We start from the raw sequence: 20,601 nt of genomic DNA, 5'->3' as shown, positions 1-20,601 counted from the left end.
TAGCAAAAATCAGCTTTAACTTATTATCACTTGAAAACTATTTCACCTTTAGGATCATAGTCAGCGGCTTTCAGTGGAGAATGTTTTTCAATATACCCTTTTAATACTTCCGCATCGACAAAACCAGTATCTACGTACCCCGGCAAATTATCAATTCGTGGATAACCGTCACCACCGATAGCGTTGAAATTCAATGTTGCCATACGATAAGTTTTATTCAGATCTAAAGGCTTCCCAGCAATTTTTACGTCGCTGATGCTTTTACCCTCTTTCACAAAACTGACATTATAGAACTGACCATAAGCACCTGAATCTGCTTCCATATTAGCCGCCGCGGTCAAGTAAGGCAGAACTTCACTGCCTTTGAAGTCAACATAAATTAACTGATTACCGAATGGATGAACTTTTAATACATCCTTATAAGTAATATCCCCTGCTTCAATAGAATCACGGATACCGCCACCACTCATCACAGCAAAATCAGCATTAGTCCGTTCCATCTGAGCGGCCAGCACAAGATGAGCCATGTTAGTCTGTATAAAACGAACCTTACTACGATCACCTTCTAATTTATCGTCAACTGACCCAATTTTGACGCTTAATTTCTGATTACCTTTATCCTGATAAGGCGTCAACAATTTCAGCATTTCTGCGTTCTGGGGAATTTGTTGAGTGTAATAAACCCGCTCAGTGCTTCCATCTTCTTGTTTAACTCTTTTATTTAAATTGATGGGAATTAACTGATAGTGCATTAACTTAAATTCACCATTACGGAATTGAAAATCTGCCCGACCGACATATTTACCCCATTCATGGGCCTGAACAATCCATGTGCCATTTTGACGATCCGGAGAGCAAGGTGTTCCCGGTACATAATCCACTTGTTTATAGTTTTTATTTTCCGCAGACATACAGACCGGATCTTGTGAATGCCCCCCCACAATCATATCTAAATAGCCAGCAGGTAAGCTGCGCGCCATCTCCACATCTCCGGGAGCATTTGTGCCATGATGACCATCGTCATAGTGCCCCATATGCGTTGCAGCAATAATGACATCCGGCTTTTCATTTTTCTTGAGTTCATCAATGACTTTTTTCGCTTCTTCCGCAGGTATACGGAATTCTACATCAGGGAAATTAGCCGGATTACCTATTTTCGCGGTATCGTCAGTAGTTAAACCGATAACAGCAATTTTAACCCCCTGCTTATCGAATATCACATAGGGCTTAAATAGACGTTTATCAGTACTGGTCTGGTAGATATTCGCTGACAAGAATGGGAAGTTAGCCCATTTCTCCTGTTGATAAAGTACATTTAACGGCTTATCAAATTCGTGATTTCCCAGTGTCATCGCATCATACCCCACCAGATTCATGCCTTTAAAATCCGGCTCGGCATCCTGCATATCTGATTCAGGTACACCCGTATTGATGTCTCCACCCGATAGCAGTAATACGCTGCCACCTTTTTTAGCAACTTCCTGCCGTATGGAGTCTACTACCGTTTTCTGTGCAGCCAGTCCGTACTCGCCATGATCATTCTGCCAAAAGTGACCATGATGATCATTGGTATGCAAGATCGTAATATCGTACGTTTTATCTTTTTCCCAAGCCGAAGCCACCATCGGTGATAAAGCCAGAGAAACAACAAGGGTACATACTGACGCTTTAAATGAAAATTTCATCGGATATCTCCGTGCTCCTAAATAAATTGACTACGTGACTATTATTGTTTTTCAACGATGTTAAAACCTGCCCCATTTCAAAAAATATTACTTTTCCATGACAAAAAACATGGCCGGCGCAGGCATATATTCAACAACCGAACAGACGAGTGGCACAGCACTTAATGCCATATTTTTTCGATCAAGATTACATAAATAAGCTATTAAATAGAGTGTTGTTCCATTTTTTTGCGATAGTCATCAAATTATACCAAGATGAGCAACGATTTTATTGGAAAGTGAATATGCGTTAAGGTTTAACAATTAAATAACCGTTCAACACCATACAACACAGGTGAAATTGGTGAAGCAATGAACAAAAATAAACAAAAGAATACAATTCCACAATCAGGCTCACAAAAAAGAACACAGAAAACAGTTTTCTCTATTCTTGGCGCAATTAGCCTGTCTCATCTTTTGAACGATATGATCCAATCGCTGATTCTGGCGATTTATCCACTATTACAATCTGAATTTACTCTCAGTTTTATACAGATTGGGATGATAACTCTGACCTATCAGATCACTGCGTCTTTACTACAGCCCCTCATTGGCTTATATACAGATAAACACCCTCAACCTTATTCGCTACCCATTGGAATGGGTTTTACCCTTTCCGGATTGCTTTTGCTGGCTTATGCCGAAAGTTTTCCTATGATACTGCTGGCTGCAGCACTGGTCGGTACAGGTTCATCGGTCTTTCACCCAGAATCATCCAGAGTTGCCCGAATGGCTTCGGGTGGGCGTCTTGGATTAGCCCAATCGTTATTTCAGGTAGGCGGAAATCTGGGAAGTTCGCTTGGCCCGCTATTAGCCGCCATTTTCATCGCGCCTTACGGTAAGGGAAATATAGGTTGGTTTTCTCTGGCGGCTTTGCTGGCAATTATCATTCTGTTACAAGTCAGTCAATGGTACAAAATACAGTATCGCACGACTTCACGCTACGCCTCCAAGACAAGCTTTGAACCTGCTTTTCCCAAAAAAATCATTGTCCGCTCTTTTATCATTCTACTGATACTGATTTTTTCAAAGTATTTCTATCTGGCCAGCATCAGCAGCTACTATACGTTTTATCTGATCCAAAAATTTGGTGTTTCTGTTCAAAATGCCCAGATTCATCTTTTCGTCTTTTTGTTTGCTGTCGCCGCAGGCACCATGATTGGTGGCCCTATCGGAGATAAAATCGGCCGTAAGTATGTTATCTGGGGTTCTATTCTCGGCGTTGCTCCCTTCACTCTTCTTTTACCTTATGCATCACTATTCTGGACGGGCATACTCACCGTTATTATCGGCTTGATATTAGCATCTGCATTTTCTGCCATTCTCGTCTATGCACAGGAACTACTTCCCGGCAAAACCGGAATGATAGCAGGATTATTCTTTGGGTTAGCATTCGGTATGGGAGGTGTCGGAGCCGCCGCTCTCGGATACATAGCAGATAAAACCAGTATAGAATTAGTTTACAAAATTTGTGCTTTTTTACCCCTTCTTGGCATTTTTACTCTATTCCTACCAAATATAGGGAATAAATATAATAAAATCAGTAATAAAAAATAATAAATATTAATTATTTATCATCATTTCTCTTTGTAAACATGCGTAAATAATAAAAAGATCTACATAAAATACCATTACAATGCTCTTTATGTAGATCACCCTCATTTCTTCAAACAAGTATATTTTTCAAGCAAATATTTCAAATTATTTGTAAAATTAATAATTACCCAATCTGATAATACATACTATTACATTTATCCAACCCAGAAGGAGACTTGATGGAGCATTCGACACCTCTCATCACGACTATTGTTGGCGGTTTTCTCCTCGCCTATCTACTTGGTATGCTTGCACAGCGTCTAAAAATCTCACCTTTGGTAGGCTACCTTATGGCCGGCGTGCTTGCCGGGCCTTTTACACCAGGTTTTGTTGCCGATACTTCTCTGGCGCCTGAACTTTCAGAAATTGGCGTAATTTTATTGATGTTTGGTGTCGGTCTGCATTTTTCACTCAAAGATTTATTAGCCGTAAAATCAATTGCAATCCCGGGAGCAATTGCCCAGATTGCCGTGGCAACGCTCTTGGGAGCCGGCCTGTCAAAATTACTGGGCTGGGGTTTATTCAGCGGAATTGTCTTTGGCCTCTGCCTGTCCACCGCCAGTACTGTGGTACTGCTCAGAGCACTGGAAGAACGTCAACTCATTGACAGCCAGCGGGGGAAAATTGCCATTGGCTGGCTGATTGTCGAAGATCTGGCAATGGTACTGGCTTTGGTATTGCTGCCCGCTTCTGCGGGTATTTTAGATAACCATAATACTGATATCGGCCAATTAATTCTGGAACTTGCTATTACCGTCGGCAAAGTTGTCGCATTTATTTTATTGATGATTTTTGTCGGCCGTCGTCTTATCCCCTGGCTACTGGCAAAAACAGCCAGTACAGGCTCCCGTGAGTTATTTACTCTGGCTGTCCTCACTATCGCCTTAGGAGTCGCCTATGGTGCAGTGGAACTGTTTGATGCCTCATTTGCACTGGGTGCATTTTTTGCCGGAATGGTGTTGAATGAATCAGAACTGAGCCATAGAGCCGCACAGGATACTTTACCTCTCAGAGATGCTTTTGCTGTGCTGTTTTTTGTTTCGGTCGGCATGTTGTTTGATCCAATAATTTTGATCCAGCAACCCATTGCCATTTTAGGAACGCTGGCCATTATTATTATTGGTAAATCTGTCGCAGCTTTGTTGCTGGTCAGGCTCTTCGGCCACTCACGGCGTACCGCACTGACTATTTCTGTCAGTCTTGCCCAAATTGGTGAGTTTGCCTTTATTCTGGCTGGATTAGGTGTCACTTTAGGCGTGTTAGAGGGTGACGCACGTAACCTGATACTTGCAGGGGCTATTCTTTCCATTATGTTAAATCCGATTTTGTTCAGCCTGTTGGATCGCTATCTGGAAAAAACAGAAACGATAGAAGAACAGATACTGGAAGAAACACTAGAAGAAGAAACTCAAATCCCTGTCAATATTTGCGGCCACGCGATTGTGGTGGGATATGGCAGAGTCGGTCACCTGCTTTGCCAGCGTCTACAGGAAAGACATTTTCCACTGGTTGCTATTGAGGACACGCGTGCCCGATTTGAAGAGTTAGGAGAAATGGGAATTAGTGCAGTGATGGGGAACGCGGCAAGAGAAGATATTATGGCATTAGCAAGACTGGATTGTGCTCGTGTGCTATTTCTGGCTATCCCTAATGGTTATCAAGCAGGCAAAATTATTGAGAGTGCAAGAGCAGTCAGGCCGGATATCAATATTATCGTTCGTGCTCATTACGATGATGAAGTCACTTACCTTACTGCTCGTGGCGCTGATCATATTATTATCGGCGAACATGAAATCGCCAGAGCGATGGCGGATTTACTCCCTGAATCCACGCCTGACTGCCCGATAACGCTACCATCGTCATTTTCACCAACCAATTCATCAGCAGCATAGTGAATTGATTAATATGGAGTATCCCAACCGTTTCACAGGGATACTCCTGATGACAAAAAATTAACGTTCCCAGTAAGACTCTTCCAGACTATCTTCCCTTTCCGGTAAGCCGCGTGTCAGACGTGGAGCATGTTGGCTTAATACCTGATAACTCACTCTGTTCGCATACTTACACACCTGAGCCAGAGAAGAATATGTCAGGCAGGAGCGCATATGTTTACTTGAATTAGGAACGTTCATACGATGATAACTATTAGCGGTGATATCATGCAGTAAGGCAGACAGAGCGCCATCTCCGGCACCATTCGTATTCATGATTTTTTCAGGTCCTCCCATGTATGGCTCAATATGAGAATAGACCCGCATAGGATTCTGACAATCATCCTGACGCATGGCACGGCTGAATTCAAAACGATTGAATTCAGCAATCGCTCCCGGCAATAATGGATGTGATGTCTGACGCTTAGACTCTTCTTCTGTATAACCGGCCATATACAACCCTGCCGGACCAGCCGTACATAATACGAGGTCGACCCAATTCAGTGCCATATCGGCTGCCAGCAGAGGATCACTAAATCCGGTCAGTTCCAGAGCTTCATCTTCATTCATGGCGACCACAGAAACATTCTCTGCCAGAAAATCGCGCCACCACTGAGGATCGTCCGCGATAACGTATTTTGTTCCCAGTGTCAGAACAACAGGCACATTATGTTTTTTCGCGTACTCAATGGCTTTCATGGTTGCTTCCGGCATCGGTTCACCGGCTTTACAGCGTACCAGATAAGCCGTGATTACCAGTGCTGATGCTTCTGCAATAATATGTTCAGGAATACTTTCCGGTTTAAGCTGATTCATTAGCCCCGGACTGATGGCAAATGTTCTTTCACCATTTTCAGTGATCAGAGTAAAACAACGGCCGATTGGACCATCGACACCCTGAAGATGATTCAAGTCCATCCGGCTGGAAGTATTACAAAGATAGCAATAGGCATAGCTGCCGATTTGGATGTTATTGCACATGGTGCCAAGCAACACAGATTTATCATCAGCCAGCACAGAATAGTTATGCAGAGTATTACCAATCGTTCCACCCGCAAATTCATGGCTGATCAGGTTACTATCTGCCAGCTCATTGTAGAGCGCTTCAGCAACATCATCTTCAATAACTAATGAATGCCCCTGACTCAGGTTATAACGTTGGATAAAGCTTTCATCAACCTTAGCTTCAATATCTACCAATATCTGATCAATACCAACAATATATGCTCGGTTATTTTCAGTATCCATCGCCTCTTTGATGGGTTGAAGCAGAGGGTCTCTCAGGCTGACAGGAAAATAGTGTTTAGATTTGCGTTTACCGGGGAATTTCATAATTGATTGTTGATATGGAGCCAAAACGTGCGCCATATTAGCATAATCCCACTATGAAACAAAAAGCACTGTATTGATAAAAAAACAGCCAGTGAGGTAACACACTGGCTGCCAGATTTCGGTGATGAGGTGATGATGAGCAGCTGATGATTAAATGCAGCTCATAAGCCTCAGGCGGCTTGTTTCTGACGGCTGCGCATCATATGGCGCATCAGAACAAACATTACAGACAGAATAAAACCAATAAAACCAGCACCAATCAGGATTAACAGGCGTTTAGGTGAATCTTTCGCTGTCGGCTCGTAAGGCTCCTGCATATATTTGAATGGCTGGAAATCAAGCTTATCAATATTTACCGCTTCCAAGTTTTTGATATAAAGAAGACGGTTACGTAAGTCAGGATCTATCGTTGTTGCATCGGTAATGCCTTCAGTAATCTGCAATTTACGCTGCAACGCATCAGAACCCAGAGCGATTGAATAATCCGGGTCATCCTTAACAACTGCACCACCACTGGAGACTGGTTTTTTAATACCCGCTGAATCGGCAATGGAAATTGCATACTTCAGTCGTTCAATATCCGTAGCACGCATGTTGGTGATGCGTCCCAAATCAATATCATACATTCTTTTCGAGTAAGCCAGTTTCTGACTTACCACGTCATTCAGTTCATCTTTTATCTGGTCACGAACAACAGAAGAGACAAACTTGATGTAACCAGACAATAATTCGTATGAATCTTCCGCAGTTCCCGCACTGAAAGAAAGCGTTGTTTCATAAAATTCATCATCTTTATCTTTTTTATTAGGTACAGATGAAGAAATATTTTTGTTTACAATCTGTTCAATCAGACTTCTTTTGGCCTGTGCGGTGATTTCTTCTTTATTGGCAAGCAGTGTTTTAAAGTAATCAGTATCTAGCAGATATTCTTCGCGCAGTACACGGGAGTTATAGTTTTCAACAAAACGCTTAAATAGTGAATCCTCTGTAATCTTTGGATCAAGACTAAGAACATTCAGTTCTGTTAAGACGTTTTTTAATGGCTGAAACTGTTCCAGCTCAGGTTGTACCACTGCCGCCGTACTGGTCCATTTTTGTGGTAAAAATGACGCAACACCAAAGCCAATCACTGCAAAAATAAAGGATACTGCAATAATTAAATATTTTGACTGAAATATTACGGAAAACAGTTCAAACAGATCAATTTCATCATCTTGCTTTGGATGATAATAGTCTGCATGTTCCTCATAAAAGTCTGTATGCTTAACGGGTTTATTACTCATTATCTCTATATCCAATCCAAATAATTTTGCTTCTCGTTATTCCCTGCCAGATTACTTTTCCAGCTTACGTTATATATTGATTTTGAAGCGATATTCTAAAAAAATCATACAATTGACAGAATACATACCGTCTAACTATAAGCAAAAATATCCATATCTGCCAATGTACTTCCGGTATGAAACCCAGCCATAATCCATAACTGCCAGTTATTCGTTATTTCATGGCATCATTGATTAATTGCATGAACAGTGAAATATGCGCCTCATTATCGTTAAGAGCCGGTATATATTCAAACTTTTTCCCGCCTGCATCTAAAAAAATAGCTTTATTCTGCTGCTTAATTTCTTCCAGTGTCTCCAGACAATCGGCTGCGAACCCCGGACAAATTACCTGAATATGCTCCACGTTCTGCTCTGGCAACAGCGCTATTGTTTTATCCGTATAGGGAGCTAACCACGGTAGACGTCCAAAACGCGATTGGTATGTCATCATAATTCTGTCTGCCGGGTAGTCCAACGATTCCGTTAGCAATTTAGTTGTCGCCAGACAATTCTGTGGATAAATATCACCCAATTCAGCCAGACGCTCAGGGATACCGTGGTAGGAAAGGATCAGGCGGTCAGGTTGACCATGCTTTTCAAAGCTCTGTTCTACAGTTTCCTTTAATGCGGCGATATATGCTGGGTGCTGTGCATAACTGCGGATAAATGTTAGATGTGGGATAGTACAGTATCCCTGTAATATTTTGCTGAGACTATCAAATACTGCCGCTGATGTTGTACTTGAATACTGAGGATATAAAGGAAGTACGATGAGATCTTCCACACCCTGCTGTAGTAATTTATCTACAGCCTGAGATAGTGAAGGTGAACCATAAGTCATCCCCAGCTCAACAGGTATATTACCCAGTTTTTCACTTAATCGCTGTTTCTGACGTTGGCTGTAAACCAGTAAAGGCGAACCTTCATCTGTCCAGATTTTCTGATACAGTTTGGCTACACGGAAAGAACGGAAAGGAAGAATCACGCCATACAACAGCGGCTTCCAAATCAATGGCGGAATATCCACGACTCGCCGATCACTTAAAAACTTTGCCAGATAACGCCTTATTGCAGCAGGTGTCGGCGCGTCTGGTGTACCAAGATTAACTAATAGTACACCATAATTACGATTACTCATTATTCAACACTCCACCCATTAAAGTGACGGATAATTCAGGGTAAAACTCGGTGATAGTCACATATGCACAATGGATTTCAAGGTGCGTCGCGGCGGCAAGGGAACTCATCCCCGGGAGCATAGATAACTATGTGACCGGGGTGAGTGAGCACAGCCAACAAAGAGGCAACTTGAAAGACGAAGGGTATAATACATTTTATGGGGGGGATCTGGTACGGAAAGGTGAAAATCAGGCGGCAATCACACCGCCTGCTCTATGCTTCAGGATTAAATTAATCTGAAATCTGTCGCACAATTATTTCGGATACTAATACCTCAGGGCACTAATACCGCGGAGTCTTAACCCAGAATACGGGCTAGCTCTTCACTGACTTCAGCAACCTGACGGGTTCCATCAAGTTTGAAGTAGCTTGTATTACCTGCCTGTGCTTCTTGCTGATAGTAAGAAACCAGAGGTGCAGTCTGAGCGTGGTATTCAACCAGACGTTTACGGACGGTATCTTCCTGATCGTCTTTACGAACAGTCAGCTCTTCGCCTGTAATATCGTCATGATTTTCCACTTTTGGTGGGTTGAATTTGATATGGTAAACACGACCTGATGGAGCATGTACACGGCGACCGATAATACGATCAACGATAATTTCATCCGGTACATCGAATTCCAGTACATAATCAACACTGACACCCGCTTCTTTCATAGCATCAGCCTGAGGAATGGTACGTGGGAACCCATCCAACAAGAATCCGTTACGGCAGTCATCTTGTTTGATGCGCTCTTTAACCAATGCAATGACCAGCTCGTCAGTGACCAGTTTGCCATTATCCATCAGTTCTTTTGCTTTTAAACCCAGCTCACTGCCTGCTTTTACTGCGGCACGCAACATGTCACCTGTCGAAATTTGAGGGATCCCATATTTCTCCATGATAAATTGCGCCTGAGTCCCCTTACCGGCGCCTGGCGCGCCCAGCAGAATAATACGCATCGCGTAAATCCCCTTGCTATTTGCTTTTCGTATTTTTTAAAGAAAACGAACCACCATACCACTGGAATGGTAGCCGCTCAAGAAATCAGGTAAACGTTTTCGCGCTTATCAAAAAACAAACCACGCCCCATTTCCGTTGAAGCGTGGTTTATTGGCATAATTTAAACGATATTACGCGCTTTCAGCTAATAATAATTGATTCATACGGCGGATAAACTGGTTTGGATCATCCAGTGTTCCACGTTCTGCAAACAGAGCCTGTTCCAGTAACAACTCAATCCAGTCAGAAAATTGACTGTCATCCTGAATTTCAGCGGCCTTTTTGACCAGATTATGATCCGGGTTCAGTTCAAAGTTGTAGCTGACTTCCGGTGCTGACTGCCCTGCCGCTGCAAACAGCTTCGCCATTTGAGTTGTCATGCCGTTAGCATCAGTGGTCACTATCGCTGGTGTGTCAGTCAGTCTATGGGTCAGTTTGACTTCTTTCACACGCTCGCCAAGCAATGTCTTCACGCGCTCAACGAATGGTTCCAGTTTTTTATCTTCTTCTTCCTGCTCTGCTTTGTTTTCATCAGCCAGTTTATCGAGAGATTCATCAGCTTTGCTGACTGACTGGAATGATTTTCCGTCGAATTCTGTCAGATAACTCATCATCCATTCATCGATACGGTCAGATAACAGCAGAACTTCAATGCCTTTCTTACGGAACAGCTCCAGATGCGGGCTATTTTTCGCTGCCGCATAACTATCTGCGGTAATGTAGTAAATCTTCTCCTGACCTTCCGTCATGCGGCTGACGTATTCTTCCAGAGAAACAGTTTGTGAAGCACTGTCATTATGCGTAGTCGCAAAACGCAGCAGCTTAGCAATAGCTTCTTTATTTCCGCCATCTTCAGCAGGGCCTTCTTTCAGTACCAGACCAAACTGCTGCCAGAAAGACTGGTATTGCTCTGCATCATCTTTTGCCAGCTTATCCAGCATTTGTAATACGCGTTTAGTCAGTGCATTGCGCAGGTTACGAGTGATTGAGCTATCTTGCAGAATTTCACGGGAAACGTTCAATGGCAGGTCATTGGAGTCAATTAGTCCGCGAATAAAACGCAGATAATTTGGCATGAACTGCTCAGCTTCATCCATGATGAATACACGCTGTACATACAGTTTCAGCCCGTGTTTATGTTCACGGTTCCACAAATCCCATGGCGCCTGAGAAGGAATATACAGCAGACTGGTGTACTCTTGCTTTCCTTCAACACGGTTATGGCTCCAGCTCAGAGGATCAGCAAAATCGTGGGAGATGTGTTTATAAAATTCTTTATATTCATCATCGCTGATTTCAGCTTTACCGCGGGTCCACAGTGCCTGTGCCTTGTTGATTTTTTCCCATGCTACAGTAACTGAATCATCTTCTTCATTTTTAGTCTGGGTTTCAATTTCAACAGGTAAGGCGATATGGTCAGAATATTTGCCGATGACAGAGCGCAAACGCCAGTCATTCAAAAACTCATCTTCCCCTTCACGCAAATGCAGGGTGATTTCTGTTCCGCGTTCTGCTTTTTCGATATCAGCGACAGTGTAATCACCTTCACCGGTTGATTCCCAGAATACACCCTGTTCGGTCGCCGCACCTGCTGCACGGGTACGTACAGTCACTTTATCAGCAACGATAAAGGAAGAATAAAAACCAACACCGAACTGACCAATCAATTGGCTGTCTTTAGCCTGATCAGAGCCGATAGATTCAAGAAATGCCTTAGTACCGGATTTTGCAATCGTTCCTAGGTTATCGATCACTTCATCACGGGTCATACCAATACCATTATCACTAATGGTAATTGTTTTATTCTCTTTATCGAAAGCCAGACGTACACGCAGTTCACCATCATTTTCGTACAGTTCTGGCGCTGATAATGCACGGAAACGTAATTTATCCGCCGCATCTGATGCGTTTGAAATCAGCTCACGGAGGAAAATTTCTTTATTGGAATAGAGAGAATGGATCATCAACTGTAACAGTTGTTTGACTTCTGATTGAAATCCACGGGTTTCCTGATCTTTCATGCTCATTTATTACCTCAATCTAAATCCAGTTCAGATATGTAAAATCGGACGATGGTAATCAGATGGGGATAAAACTTAAGAGTTTCAAGTTCAGAGAATGAGAAGAATGTGAAATTATTTATTTAAAACAGTAAAAACAAGGCGTTATATAAATAATTATGGATGGCGACGGGTTTAACAACACCATCCATTGGAATTTACCATTAAAAAATGGGGGTATGATCACAAATCAGTAATTCTATGGCGACCGGCAAGGGAATGGGACAGCGTTGTTCCGTCTACCATTTCAAGCTCCCCTCCAACAGGAACACCATGTGCAATACGACTGGCAGTCACACCATATTGCGAACACATTTCAGCAATATAGTTCGCTGTTGCCTCTCCTTCGACAGTCGGGTTAGTTGCCAGAATAATTTCCGACAATGTTTCGGAAGATAAACGTTCTTCCAAACGATCCAGCCCGATATCCATAGGACCAATGCCATCCAGCGGCGATAAATGCCCCATAAGGACAAAATAGCGCCCCGCAAACTGACCCGTCTGTTCAATGGCGTGGATATCCGCCGGGCTTTCAACCACGCAGATCTGACCGTTTTGCTGACGGCGGGGATTGGTACAAATGGTGCACTGTTCCTGTTCCGTAAACGTTCGACAGTCCTGACAATGACCAATCTCAGACATAGCACGTGTCAATGCCTGAGCAAGCCGCATACCGCCACTGCGATCCCGTTGTAAAAGATGAAATGCCATCCGTTGTGCTGACTTGGGACCAACTCCCGGCAAGCAACGCAATGATTCCATCAGGGATTCAAGAAGAGGGCTGGTTTGCATCAGAAAGGCATCTTAAAGCCGGGTGGTAACTGCATTCCACTGGAAACACTAGCCATTTTTTCTTTTTGGGTTTCTTCAATACGACGGGCCGCATCATTGAATGCCGCAGCAATCAAATCTTCCAGCATATCTTTATCATCTTCCATCAGGCTTGGATCGATTTCAACACGACGGCAGTTATGTGCGCCATTAATAGTGACTTTCACCAGACCCGCACCAGATTCACCCGTCACTTCCAGATTTGCAATTTCTTCCTGCATTTTCTGCATTTTATCTTGCATCTGCTGGGCCTGTTTCATCAAATTGCCCAAACCACCTTTACCAAACATAATTCTCTCTCTTTGCTGTAGACACAGTATCAATACACACTGCGGGGTTAAACAGGCCGGATACTTTCTTCATCCACTTCCGCATCAAATAACTGCTGAAGTGTTTGGATCGTTTTATCCGAAATAATGGATTGGCGCGCTTGTGCCAATTTTTCTTCATAGATGGCTTGTCGCCATTCCAGCGGTGTTTTTACTGCTGGATTATCATCTTCAATGATACTGAGTTCAATAGGTTTTCCATGCAATTCCGTCAACGCTTCGGATAAAGACCGCTGTGCCGATGCCGAATTTAGGTGACGTTGCTTTGAACGCAGATGAAGACAGAACTGATTTTCATTAATCTGCTCTTTAAATGCATTCAAAGCTACCTGCTGAACCAGTTTAGGAATATTCAGATTATCAATTTCCGCCGCCCATTGATCCCTTTGTCTGGATTCAATAGCCAGCTTTTTCACCAATTCTGGTGTTTTTTCATATTCAAGTGCTGACTTGATAGCTTTGGGTGTTGTAACAACCCGCTTTTCTTCAATGTTTTTAGCACGCCACCGGTAAGCCTCTTGCTTTACCGGTTTAGCTTCACGTGACTCGGGAACATAAGACTGAGGCCGTTGTTCGGCCACCGCAACCAATCGCTCCAGTGCCGAACTCGCCGGCTTCGCCTTAACAGACGCTGCCGGCTCAGCCTTTTTTGGAGGAGCACTTCCTTTTGAGGAAGTGCCTTCCTGCCGCGAAAGCAGATTTTTTGCTTGTAGTAATTTGGCCGTCGGGCTATCAGCGATGGGTTCTAACCCCTCCCTTGGGGCCATACTCTGTTTCTGTGCCGAAGGTTGTTTATCTGCCATACCAGATGCCGGGCTGACAGAGCCAAAATTATCAGACACTGGCTGCTGCGTCGGCATGAATGCAGTATCCGGTGCAACCGGTATCTCTGCATTATTAGAAACGGGTATTTCTTCAATTATCGTTTTTGGATGAAAGGCCAGAGCACGTAATAGTGCCATTTCAACCCCCATCCTACGCTCTGGGGCATAAGGGAGATCTTTACGGCCAGTTAACAACGCCTGATAATAAAGTTGTAAATCGCTGGGTGGCATTGATCTGGCCAACAACCGCAAGCGCCCTTCTGTTGAAGAAGGCTCAATCTCTGGTTGCTGAGGCAGCAACTGAATCATCGCAACACGATGCAGCAACGATAACATTTCGACCAGTAGGTTTTCCCAGTCCATACCACGGGCTGCGACCTGTTCCACCAAAGCCAGAATTTTCTGTCCATCCGCACGAACCAGAGCTTCAACCATCTCTAAAGGCTGTTCATCATCCAGTGTTCCCAACATCTGGCTGACAATATCTGCTGTCAGTTTTCCGCCACCAAGGGCAATCGCCTGATCAGCCAGACTCAGTGCATCACGCATACTGCCATCCGCTGCGCGGGCCAAGAGCTGACGAGCTCGTGCTTCACTCTCTATTTGTTCCGCATTAAGCACATGTTCCAGCTGGCCTGCAATCTGACTGACATCAAGTGCTTTCAGATGGAATTGTAGACAACGTGAAAGAATCGTTACGGGTAATTTTTGTGGATCTGTTGTCGCAAGCAAAAATTTCACATGCTCCGGCGGCTCTTCTAATGTCTTGAGTAAGGCATTAAAACTATGGCGGGACAGCATATGAACTTCGTCAATAAGGTAAACTTTGAAGCGCCCTCTGGCTGGGGCATACTGCACGTTATCCAGCAGTTCACGAGTATCTTCTACTTTTGTTCGTGATGCGGCATCGATTTCAATCAGATCGACAAAACGCCCCTGCTCAATTTCGAGACAGTTAACACACTGCCCACAAGGGGTTTTTGTGATACCTGTTTCACAGTTCAGCCCCTTTGCCAACAGGCGGGCAATAGTAGTCTTTCCAACACCACGAGTGCCGGAAAAAAGATAAGCGTGATGGAGGCGCTGGTGTTCAAGACCATTCGCCAATGCAGTCAACACATGTTGTTGACCAATCACATCAGAAAATATTTGTGGGCGCCACTTACGGGCAAGTACCTGATAGCTCATGAATACCGGGGAAATTGAACACGACTGCCTATCATGCTAGCACAGCCTCACCATAATCGGCGAGGCTGATGTATCAATTATGCAAAAATCAGAGCAATCAATACCAAAACAAGAGCGATCAGTGACCCGGGAATTCAACGAGGACGTAACTTTCAATACCCTGATTTTTCAGGCGTTCTGAGCCTCCCAAATCAGGCAGACCAATGATAAAGGCTGCCTCTGAAACCTCACCACCAAGACGGCGGATTAAGCTCACGGTTGCTTCAATCGTGCCACCGGTTGCAAGCAGGTCGTCAACAACGAGGACTTTATCTCCGGCTTTGATGCTATCTTTATGAATTTCTAATGTATCAGTACCGTATTCCAGATCATAAGTTTCACTTAACGTCTCTCTGGGTAGTTTGCCTTTTTTACGAACAGGAACAAAACCAACGCCCAGACGCAGTGCCACTGGTGCTCCGAACAAGAAACCACGAGCTTCAGTACCGACAATTTTGGTAATACCTTTGTCCTGAAAATGGGCTACCAATAAATCGATCGTCGCCTGATATGCAACAGGATTATCCAATAACGTGGTAATATCGCGGAAAAGTATGCCCGCTTTCGGATAATCAGGTATTGTTTCGATACTATCTTTAATAAATTGCAGTTTTTGTGCGTTAGCGGTCATAATCAATGCCAGCCAGTTAAAAAATGAAAACGCTAAAATCTATGCAAACTACTGGGAAAAAGCAACAACAAAGCAAGTTGTTGCTGAATTTTTGTTGATATGTATCAAGCTTCTCCTCTGCATATCGTTAAGCACAATGCAGGTCAGACGGAATAGCATTCAACCAAATGATTATCGACTATAACGGGATACTGATGGCTATACAAAATTTATTAGATATGCTTGAAAAACAAATCAGTATGCTAGCAGCCGAATTATCTTCCCTGCCTGATATACCATTTTCAATTGCCCGTTTTGATCAGTCGCTATTCCACAGCCACACGAATAAACTCAGTGGATATATGTTGGAAATTAATCAGAATATGGATCAGTTGAAAAGCTGTGTCCGGGATAATCGCACTGTACAGGTTAAATTTCTCTCAGAACGTTTAGTGATGCAAATAGAAGCATTGAAACGGGAATTATCCACGCAGGTTCTCCGCAAGCAGGAAGATAAATTCGGGCGTCAGTCACAAGAGCAGGATCTTTATCATCGTCTGGCCGAGCATCAGGATTATGAACGCCGCTTAATGGCAATGATTGATGATCGAGAATTACAGCTGGCTCAGAAAGCTGAGTCAGTCGATAAATATAAACTGCAAAGAGAGATCGCCGCTCTGGCAGGAAGACTCGCCCGTTGTCGTCAGGCGTTAATGCGCATAGAAAGAACGATAGAAAAGCAGGAACATTCTGATTAATAACGAGAGGAATACCCCATTATGTCACTCGAAAATGCGCCACCAGCGGTCAAGCTTGCAGTTGATCTTATTTACCTGCTCGAATGTAATGATATTTCCCCTGAGATTGCTTTGGCAGCACTAGAAATCGTCAGGCAAGATTTGCAGGGCAAATTAAAACAATTACCTCAACAATCTGAGGAACATTCCTGATTGTATAACCTCGGAATGTTCCCTCTTTATATACCCGTCGTCTTTCAAACTGCCTCTTTGTTGGCTGCACTCGCTCACCCCTGTCACCGTTTTTATAAACATACGGTTATCTATGCTTCCGGGGACTCACTCCCTTGCCGCGTGATGCAATTTGAAATCCATTGGGTATCTTATGATTATTTAAGGTAAGAACGGCTTATCATCAGGCGTCGGAGGTTCACCAGTATAGCGCTGAACACCACTTATCGGCCTTTGAACCTCTTTCAGGCTATTGCCCTGACCGTTATGCAAATAGACTTCCAGTTGATTGAAAGCAATATTAATATTATTTTCCCGACATAATTTATCTATACTGCGGTTGACCTCATCGACTGTACGGCTGCGATCTCCCAGTTCCCTGACATAAAGCCTCAATTCATGATCCAGCGTACTGGCACCGAAACTCATAAAATAAACCTGTGGTTCCGGCTCACTCATGACACGATGGTTACTTTTCGCCGCTTGTAGCATGACTTCTTTCACCTTATCAAGATCGGAACCATAGGCGACACCGACTTTAATGATAATACGCGTGATCGTGTCAGAAAGGGTCCAGTTGATCAGGCGTTCGGTCACAAAAGCCCGGTTAGGAATAATGACCTCTTTGCGGTCAAAGTCAGTGATTGTCGTAGCCCGAATACGGATTTTACTGACTGAACCGGAATAAGTCCCTATTGTTACGGTATCCCCGATCCGGACAGGGCGCTCAAATAAAATAATCAAGCCCGAAACAAAGTTGGCAAAAATTTCCTGTAACCCAAAACCCAAACCAACCGAAAGTGCCGCTGCCAACCATTGTAATTTATTCCACGAAACGCCCAATGTGCCCAGCGCACTAATTCCGCCAACGCCGATGATGAAATAAGTCAGTGTTGTCTTAATCGCATAAGAAGAACCCTGTTGTAGCTGTAAGCGGGACAACACTAAGACCTCCAGTAACCCCGGCAGATTTCGCATCATCACCCATGAAATAACCAGCATTGCAACTGAGAGTGCCAAATCTTTCAGGGTAACATGTTGCAAAATATTTCCCTGATCTGTTGTCGTGCTGTATTGCCACAGGTTTATTCCATCAAGGTAAGAGAAGACCGTCACCAGATCAGACCAAATCCAGTAAAACGCCATAAAAAAGATCAAAAACAACACCATGGTCGTTAGACGTAATGATTGCTGATTAATCAGATCCAAAGCCATTGGCGGTTCTTCGACGACTTCACCTTCCGCACCTTCTTTTGCTTGTGCCTGACGGCGGGAAACTGCCCGGCGATATGCGATACGGCGGGCAGCAAGGCCTAACCCGCGCAAACAGGATTGATAGCAAATATGCCAGAGAAGCAGCAAATAAGCGCTGTAAAGCCAGCGTTCAGACAAGCGTAACGTAGTGTAAAAATAACCTGACACCATCAGCACTATCAGAATCAGTGGTGAAAAAGTCAACACTGTCACTACAATCGTGCGGATCATGTGCGAGCTTTTTTCACGCCATACCTGACGACAGAACGGAAAAACAAAAATAAATACGAAGAGCAAACAAACCAGCACGGTACATTGACCGATAACATCATCAGCCAAACGAAGCGGGTGTTTAACTCCCAGAGTTACCCAGAACAAAATTGGCAACAAAGCGGCTGATAATCTGACCAGATTTTTACGAAATAAGGAACAGACTTCTCTATCGAGTGAAAAATGCTGTTCTCCAATCCCGCCTCTTTCCAGAATTTGGTAACTGAAGCCATAGACAACCCAGAATAAAGCCAAATGACTGGAGAAATCCCATATCATTCCTCCCAGTTCATCATCTGACTTCGAATACCAATAACCTATAGCCAGCGTGATAAACGCCAGTGGCAGCGTTTTTATCAGCGTCAGAACCAAAGCCAGTGGAGTATGTAACTGGCTATCCCTGCGTAGCTGCCCTATTTCAGCTGAAATTTTCTTCAAGTGTGCGTTAATACTTTTTGTCTGCCAACGCAGAAACAAACCTACCAATAATAGAGGAATGACAAAATGGACAGAGTTCTGCAACCCGGAAATAATCCCTTTGAGAGTAAAGTGCACACTAAAGTGAGTCAGCTCTTCATGGACTAAAACAGGCAATGATTTCAGCCAGACCCAATTCATCGGCTTATTACTGTTAACCCAAAAAATCTGTTGGACGAGCGTCTGTTCCAGCGATTGTGTCACATTCAACAGTTCTTGCTGATCCAGCTGTAAATTAATCGCTTGTGTGATCTGCTGCCCTAACTGGTTATTCAATTGATTCAACAACTCTCGACGAACTTCCAGCAATTGCCCTATCGCATTACGGATTTCTCCAACAGCTTCCTGAGATTCATTTTTTATATCATTGGCGTGCTGATTCAGCAGTTGATTAATATAATCGTCCACTAAATAAAGTTGATCACGCTGTTGTGCAATTTCAAACTGCTCCAGCCGTAAATCAGCAATTTTCGTGGGTAAATCCTTCGTCAGAACAGTTTGGGGAACCTTTAGTTGTTCCTGAAACAAAATGCGCGATAACAATAAACTACCACGTAATACCTTAACCTGTTCTTTTAAATCACGTTCAGACTGGATAGCTCTGTCTAAAAAATTCTTCACCTGAATTTTTTTCTGCACCAGCTGATTATTATCCCGTGTTGCTGCCACAAAACGCTCACTGAATTCGCGGTTCACCATAATTTCTTCTTTGACCAACGGATTCGATTGAATATGGGGACTGGTATCATTTGAATTCTGCGCTTCTTTGGCAGTTTCCTCCGAATCAATTAAGTGCTTTCCATTGACCATATCCTGAATAAACTGGACATGTCGCTCTAATTGTTCAATCTGGAAGGAGGTATAATCGCGCTGTAGCTGTAGGAGGGTTTGCAACTGTGTATTCGCGCGCAAAGCCGATTTTTGATACTCCTTTTGCTGCGTCAGGAAAGCTTGTTCTACCTGTAATAATTCAATCTCAGTATGGCGAACATCCGATTGCTCCGTAATGGCATTATTAAGCAAATTACGGAGTTGCTGTAATCTTTGGACATTATTAAACAGCAGATTTTGTGCCCGCTCAGGCTGTGTTTGCAACCCAATCAGTTGGCTGTTGTAGTTAGCGAGGTTATCCTGTGCTTTTTGTAAACTGTTAAGTGTACCACTCTGTTTAGATTCAAGTTGTTTCAGCGATAAAGTCGCCAGATTGCTCTTATATTCATCCTCATTTTGTTGAGAATTATTTTTCAGGCTTGCTAACTCAGCGGTGAGTTGTTGTGACTTCTGAGGTAATTGCTGTAAGCTTTTTGCCAGCTGCTCAGAATCCTGTTGAATCTTCTCAATCTTATCAAAGAAAGAAAGTGCTTTTTCCAAATCAGCGATCGAGGCTCGCTCTTCAAGAGTATGTTCATTACGTTCCGTTAACACCTTAAGCTGATTCTGGATATCATCACGTGTTGGTACATCATTGCTGAATGCAGCCGAGGCCGGGTGAAGAAAAAACAGCAGAAAAAAAAGCAGGTTGATCAGACCCAATTGGCGAAAATAGAGTATATCGGGTCTTTTATTACATGACAGACCCTCTTTGTTGAGTAAGACACTCAAACTACGGTTAAATAGAACCATGAATTAATCTACTCATCGTTTACAGATAATGGAATGATAGCACTGAAATACAGGCAAT

15 protein-coding genes are annotated in these 20,601 nt (G+C 43.4%); 4 read left to right on the top strand and 11 right to left on the bottom strand.

Annotated features, from left to right (window positions below; translation table 11 throughout):
- Window positions 1-26: 26 nt before the first annotated feature.
- Window positions 27-1,685 carry a bifunctional UDP-sugar hydrolase/5'-nucleotidase UshA gene (gene ushA / locus AAC855_RS02285; protein WP_340608014.1) on the bottom strand — a complete coding sequence of 553 codons (1,659 nt, stop codon included), beginning with the start codon at window positions 1,683-1,685 and terminating at the stop codon, window positions 27-29.
- 351 nt (window positions 1,686-2,036) lie between these two features.
- Here ushA and AAC855_RS02280 point away from each other — a divergent pair, with 351 nt between their 5' ends.
- Both AAC855_RS02280 and ybaL read left to right on the top strand, forming a co-directional pair.
- Window positions 2,037-3,281, top strand: a complete 1,245-nt coding sequence (locus AAC855_RS02280; RefSeq protein WP_340608013.1) for an MFS transporter — start codon at window positions 2,037-2,039, stop codon at window positions 3,279-3,281.
- Window positions 3,282-3,499: 218 nt separating this feature from the next.
- On the top strand, window positions 3,500-5,212 hold the full coding sequence (gene ybaL / locus AAC855_RS02275; RefSeq protein WP_340608012.1) for a YbaL family putative K(+) efflux transporter: 1,713 nt from the start codon (window positions 3,500-3,502) through the stop codon (window positions 5,210-5,212).
- Window positions 5,213-5,272: 60 nt separating this feature from the next.
- Here the strand turns inward: ybaL and AAC855_RS02270 are convergent, their stop codons facing one another.
- The 9 genes from AAC855_RS02270 to apt form a co-directional block, all read right to left on the bottom strand.
- The gene (locus AAC855_RS02270) at window positions 5,273-6,583 is read right to left on the bottom strand and encodes an inosine/guanosine kinase (protein ID WP_340608260.1); all 1,311 of its coding nucleotides are present in this window, start codon (window positions 6,581-6,583) and stop codon (window positions 5,273-5,275) included.
- A 170-nt stretch (window positions 6,584-6,753) separates the two neighbouring features.
- Window positions 6,754-7,866, bottom strand: coding sequence for an LPS O-antigen length regulator Wzz(fepE) (wzz(fepE), locus tag AAC855_RS02265; RefSeq protein ID WP_340608011.1), 1,113 nt, complete (start codon window positions 7,864-7,866; stop codon window positions 6,754-6,756).
- 214 nt (window positions 7,867-8,080) lie between these two features.
- On the bottom strand, window positions 8,081-9,046 hold the full coding sequence (hemH, locus tag AAC855_RS02260) for a ferrochelatase (protein WP_340608010.1): 966 nt from the start codon (window positions 9,044-9,046) through the stop codon (window positions 8,081-8,083).
- A gap of 339 nt (window positions 9,047-9,385) precedes the next feature.
- On the bottom strand, window positions 9,386-10,030 hold the full coding sequence (adk, locus tag AAC855_RS02255; RefSeq protein ID WP_340608009.1) for an adenylate kinase: 645 nt from the start codon (window positions 10,028-10,030) through the stop codon (window positions 9,386-9,388).
- 171 nt (window positions 10,031-10,201) lie between these two features.
- On the bottom strand, window positions 10,202-12,091 hold the full coding sequence (htpG, locus tag AAC855_RS02250; protein WP_340608259.1) for a molecular chaperone HtpG: 1,890 nt from the start codon (window positions 12,089-12,091) through the stop codon (window positions 10,202-10,204).
- A gap of 222 nt (window positions 12,092-12,313) precedes the next feature.
- On the bottom strand, window positions 12,314-12,922 hold the full coding sequence (gene recR / locus AAC855_RS02245; protein WP_099111362.1) for a recombination mediator RecR: 609 nt from the start codon (window positions 12,920-12,922) through the stop codon (window positions 12,314-12,316).
- Complete coding sequence (locus AAC855_RS02240) at window positions 12,922-13,251, bottom strand: YbaB/EbfC family nucleoid-associated protein (protein ID WP_099111363.1); 330 nt, start codon at window positions 13,249-13,251, stop codon at window positions 12,922-12,924. The genes recR and AAC855_RS02240 overlap by 1 nt, the downstream gene beginning before the upstream one ends.
- 47 nt (window positions 13,252-13,298) lie before the next feature.
- Window positions 13,299-15,302 (bottom strand): DNA polymerase III subunit gamma/tau, encoded by a 2,004-nt coding sequence (gene dnaX / locus AAC855_RS02235; protein WP_340608008.1) that lies wholly within the window; start codon window positions 15,300-15,302, stop codon window positions 13,299-13,301.
- Window positions 15,303-15,420: 118 nt separating this feature from the next.
- The gene (gene apt / locus AAC855_RS02230) at window positions 15,421-15,972 is read right to left on the bottom strand and encodes an adenine phosphoribosyltransferase (RefSeq protein WP_340608007.1); all 552 of its coding nucleotides are present in this window, start codon (window positions 15,970-15,972) and stop codon (window positions 15,421-15,423) included.
- Window positions 15,973-16,166: 194 nt separating this feature from the next.
- On the opposite strand from apt, the gene priC reads away from it, so the two are divergent.
- The gene (priC, locus tag AAC855_RS02225) at window positions 16,167-16,709 is read left to right on the top strand and encodes a primosomal replication protein PriC (RefSeq protein ID WP_340608006.1); all 543 of its coding nucleotides are present in this window, start codon (window positions 16,167-16,169) and stop codon (window positions 16,707-16,709) included.
- 21 nt (window positions 16,710-16,730) lie between these two features.
- Entirely contained in the window at window positions 16,731-16,901 is a 171-nt protein-coding gene (gene rsmS, locus AAC855_RS02220; protein ID WP_340608005.1) for a pleiotropic regulatory protein RsmS, read from the top strand.
- Between the two features lie 180 nt (window positions 16,902-17,081).
- Here rsmS and mscK read toward each other — a convergent pair whose 3' ends face one another.
- The gene (gene mscK / locus AAC855_RS02215) at window positions 17,082-20,543 is read right to left on the bottom strand and encodes a mechanosensitive channel MscK (RefSeq protein ID WP_340608004.1); all 3,462 of its coding nucleotides are present in this window, start codon (window positions 20,541-20,543) and stop codon (window positions 17,082-17,084) included.
- Between the last annotated feature and the right edge of the window lie 58 nt (window positions 20,544-20,601).

The organism is Xenorhabdus bharatensis, from assembly GCF_037996705.1.
Lineage (GTDB): Bacteria > Pseudomonadota > Gammaproteobacteria > Enterobacterales > Enterobacteriaceae > Xenorhabdus > Xenorhabdus bharatensis.
Note: the sequence above shows the minus strand (reverse complement) of the source record. Positions and strands in the feature narration are given on the sequence as shown.